Genomic DNA, 4,655 nt, shown 5'->3' on the forward strand with positions numbered 1-4,655 from the left:
CTCCTCATCTCGGCATTTACCTTGCCCGGTATTGTTCTCACGCCATTCATCGGACTCATCGCTGACCGCGTTGGTCGCAAGCGTGTGCTCGTCCCCTCACTCTTCTTGTTTGGCGTGAGTGGCATTGCAGTTGTATTTGCCGACAGATTCACAACGCTTCTCGGTCTCCGCGTCGTGCAAGGAACTGCTGGCAGTGCTATCATGAGTCTCACCGTGACATTGCTCGGTGACCTGTTTTCGGGGGAACAACAGAGTCGTCTCATTGGGCTGAACGCGGCAATCCTTGCTATCGGCGCGGCTGGCTACCCCTTACTAGGCGGTGGCCTTGCATTGCTCTCGTGGGCCGCGCCGTTCGTCTGCTTCGGCCTGGGTATTGTCGTTGCCGTTGCCGGCTCTGCAGTGCTTCCTGAACCCCAGAGTAGCATGGGTTCGTCCGGACTCTCATACGTTGCTAATGCAGCACGATCAGNTTCTCTATGGCGCACAGCTCACGGTCATCCCATTCATTCTCGATGAATCCTACGGCCTCTCCTCCGGAGCGATCGGTCTCTTACTTGGACTTCCGGCGGTAACGATGGGGGTAACGTCCTCACAGTCATCCCGTCTCATGCGCCATCTTTCGCCCCCACGGCTCATTACACTCGGTTTTGTGACCTACGGTATCGGGATGACACTCGCTGCACTCGCCCCTTCGATCGTCGTCCTTGCCGGCGCATTGTTCCTATTCGGTATCGGGCAGGGATTCGCAGAACCGATCACCGATACAGCACTGAACACACTCACGCCTGATGCATTCCGTGGCGGGATTATGAGTATCCGTACGAGCGTGCTTCAGTTCGGAACGACCCTCGGTCCGCCAGTGTTCGTTGCTGTCGCCTCGATCGTCGGCTATACCAATACGCTCCTCATCGCCGGCATCGCTGCCCTCACCCTCGGTATCTCTGCGTTCGGTCTTCTTACGCTTTCAAAGACCGCGCAATCGACTCGACCCCGACGCGTCACAGACAAGTAATCGATCCTCTGGAGCAGTTGATTTGATATTGATCATTCACCTCGGATTTCTTCCCAGCGGCTGACGCCAACTTGCGCAACTTCCATGTCCTGTTCGACAGCGCCACCAGACACGCCGAGCGCACCGACGATGTCTCCCTCTTCGTCGGCTAGTGGATAGCCGCCGCCAAAGATAACGATCCGTCCTTCGTCGGTCGTCTGGAGCCCGTACAGCGAGTTGCCAGGTTCGGACGGCTCGGCGAGTTCGTGTGTGGGCATATCGAGCGCCGCCGATGTGTAAGCTTTGTTCCGCGAGATGGAGACAGATGCGAGCCACGCGTCGTCCATCCGGTGTTGCGCGATGAGGTTTCCCTCGCTGTTCGTGACAGTGATAACCATCGGATTGTCGATTTCTTCGGCTTTCTGTTCTGCTGCGTCAATTAACACCTTCGCCGTGTCAAGTGTGATAGATTGTACCATTCCAACATATATTTGTCACTCAACATAATAAATATATAGATTCCATTAAATCACTAGACTCGGCTCTACACGTTCATAAGCTCCCTTCTGAATGGAGGAAGCATCCGTGTTCGGTTAAGGAGCGAAACCGATAGACGCCAGCGTCTTGATGAGATTATCTTCAGAAACCGCGTAGAGAGAGGTTGTGAAACCCGAACTCTCTCCAATACCCATACGCCGTCGGTTGACTTCCTTTTTCCTGCAGCCCGCATCGAAGGCATCGCGCGCGAGCTCGATGCCGTCCAACGCCATCGGACGATCGACATCACGATGCTCGTCTGGTCGCTCATCTTCAGTCGATCACATCGACTTAGAGAAAGTGCCTGCTTGGAGAGAGTGTGCAACCTACCCAGCCAGTAGTTGGATTCCTCACTATTAGTAGGGAATCATGGCTATCAATATTGGGAACCTATGGTGTATGGACTCCTATATTACTCACTTGTTTTGTATGTGGTAATTCATATATAAATATATTAAAATTATAAAGATACTATACTTTAACACTGCAAATTTTGGTCGAATGGATCATTCCAATCCATCGAATCAAGATTTGACTGGACAGAACCGACGACAATTCATGCGAAGGACTGGTGCTGCCTCGGTCGCGGCAGCTATCGGCTTCTCCGGTCAAGCCTCAGCCACATCCGACGATACGGGGAGGTTCAAGTCCGATCCGTACTCGCTGGGCGTCGCGTCCGGTGACCCGCTGCCGGACTCGGTCGTGCTCTGGACGCGGCTCGCTCCTGAACCGATGGAGATCGGCGGTGGCATGCCTGAAGAGGACGTTGAGGTCACCTGGACGATCGCGACCAACGAGGATCTAACCGATATCGTACAGACGGGCACGACGACGGCTAAGCCCGAGCACGCACACGCCGTCCATGTCGAGGTCTTCGACCTCAAGCCAGCGACAGAGTACTACTACCAGTTCGAGGCAGGTGGCGCGCCTAGTCCGGTCGGCCGGACCAAGACTGCGCCTGCGTCCGACCAGCACGTCGACGAGTTCGAGTTCGCGTTCGCTTCCTGCCAGTCCTGGCCTGACGGCTACTACACTGCCTATCAGTACATGGCCCAAGAGGAACTCGACCTCATTATCCACTTGGGCGATTATATCTACGAGTACGGCATCGAAACTGACGGCGGTATCCGAGATATGGAGATCCCCCAGGAGTACTGCGAAGAGACGATCTCGCTTGATCGCTACCGGCTCCAGTACGGCCTCTACAAGTCCGACCCTGACCTACGTGATGCTCACGCGAGTGCACCGTGGCTAGTTACCCGCGACGACCACGAGGTCGACAACAACTGGGCCGGTGATATCCAAGAAGAGCCCTGGGATCAGGAGACCGTTGAGGAATTCCTGGAACGTCGCGCGGCCGCGTTACAAGCCTACTACGAACATATGCCATTCCGGATGGAGCAAAAGCCCGACGGCCCAGACCAGAAGCTCTACCGGAACTACCAGTTTGGCGACCTCCTTGAGTTCAACGTCCTAGATACGCGTCACTACCGCGACGACCACGCATGTGAAGACGGAATCCTCGCAGAATGTCCGGCGCGCCACGACGACGATCGCACAATTCTCGGTGATAAACAGCGCGAGTGGCTCCTCGAGAACCTCGAGACCTCCGAGGTCACCTGGGATGTCTTGGCGAACCAATTGCCGATCGCACGGATGGACTATACTGAGGGAGAGGAAGACGGCTGGCGGACCGAACAGTGGGACGGCTACACCACTGACCAAGACGCTGTCACCGAGGCAATGGGCGAGCACGCCGACAACGCCGTGGTTGTCACTGGTGACGTCCATACGACTTGGGTGAGCGAACTGTATGATCCCAACGGTGAGACAGTCGTTGGCGCGGAGTTCGCGGGGACGTCGATTTCTTCAGGCAGCGACGGCACCGAGCTCCGCGACGACGCGGACCACATTCTCGCCGAGAACGAGAATGTCCTGTACAACAAGAACCTGCGTGGATATACTCAGGTGCGGGTCACGCCCGACAACTGGGAGACTCAGTGCAAGGTGCTTGACTATGTCACCGAACAGGGCTCCCCGATCTGGACAGATGCAACGTTCACGATTGAGGCTGATAAGCCGGGTATCCAGCCCCAGCCCGCGACCCTCGGTGTCGACGCCGCGGCGCTACAGAACGGAGAGACCGACGAACTCGAACTCGGTGCGCGCTGGCTCCCCTCCGGACTCTCTGGTCTGACGGCCACGGTCAAGCCTGCCAATCCCGACATTACCACAATTGAGGCCATCGAGGTCGCTGAGTGTGTTGAACTCTCCGAGATCGATGTTGCCGACGACGGCACCGCTGCGACCATCCGGATCGCCGACCTGGAGGACGATATCATCGTCCTCTCCAGTGGAGAGACCCAGACACTTGCTACTATAGAGGTTGCCGGCAAGTCCGCTGGTGCGACCGAAATGAAGATCGAGATCGACCAGCTGGATGACGAAGACGGCGACGCGCCCGAGACGAACACCATTCCAGGGATAGTCAATGTCGGTCCGCTGGCGATCGCACCGCCGGATTCAGGAGGGAGTAGCCACCCGCCAGGCGACCTCGACGCAGACGGCCGCTACGAGGATATCAATGGCAACGGTCAACTGGACTATGACGATGCCGTAACGCTGTTCGACGAATTCGAATCCGACCCAGTTCGGACGCATCCCGATGCCTACGACTTCAATGAGAACGATCGACTGGACTACGACGACATCATCGAGCTCTATGAACAGGTAAACTAGCGGTAGGTCACCTCACTCTGACGTTCTGCCCAGAGAAGTATTGGCTTCAAACACGAGGGAGGGGGATACCGTTCTCTTGTGTTTCTCAATCCGGTAATGGGGGCTGTCGTCATTGTTTGAGGCTAGCGATTCGTAGATTTATATCCGAAGCCACAGCCACGGTCGGGCGATGCATACGACTCGACAATAGGACTTTGTTACCGTGCCAACTGTCCCAGAAAGGGGGGTTTCCGGGACACCTGATTTCACCCTCTCGTAACCTTCATTGTACGCATATATGTAGGGTTAAACCAGGGATACCAGAAACTACCGTTTCGGTCACCGAGTCAACGACGACTAACCCCGACGGCGACGACTACCATCGGAAACAGTACCGAACTACGATCCC

2 protein-coding genes and 2 pseudogenes are annotated in these 4,655 nt (G+C 56.1%); 3 read left to right on the forward strand and 1 reads right to left on the reverse strand.

The window, feature by feature from the left end; genetic code table 11:
* Positions 1–1,012 (forward strand): annotated as a pseudogene (locus C492_RS25920) (MFS transporter); the annotation flags it as partial.
* 32 nt (positions 1,013–1,044) lie between these two features.
* On the opposite strand, the gene C492_RS10950 reads toward C492_RS25920, so the two are convergent.
* Complete coding sequence (locus C492_RS10950; protein ID WP_008423471.1) at positions 1,045–1,470, reverse strand: GlcG/HbpS family heme-binding protein; 426 nt, start codon at positions 1,468–1,470, stop codon at positions 1,045–1,047.
* A 184-nt stretch (positions 1,471–1,654) separates the two neighbouring features.
* Between C492_RS10950 and C492_RS25350 the strand changes: the two are divergent.
* Positions 1,655–1,800, forward strand: a pseudogene (locus C492_RS25350) (IS4 family transposase); the annotation flags it as partial.
* A 229-nt stretch (positions 1,801–2,029) separates the two neighbouring features.
* A complete protein-coding gene (locus tag C492_RS10955; RefSeq protein ID WP_275040336.1) occupies positions 2,030–4,267 on the forward strand; it encodes an alkaline phosphatase D family protein in 2,238 nt (745 codons plus the stop codon).
* The last annotated feature ends 388 nt before the right edge of the window (positions 4,268–4,655 follow it).

Source organism: Natronococcus jeotgali DSM 18795 (assembly GCF_000337695.1).
GTDB lineage: Archaea > Halobacteriota > Halobacteria > Halobacteriales > Natrialbaceae > Natronococcus > Natronococcus jeotgali.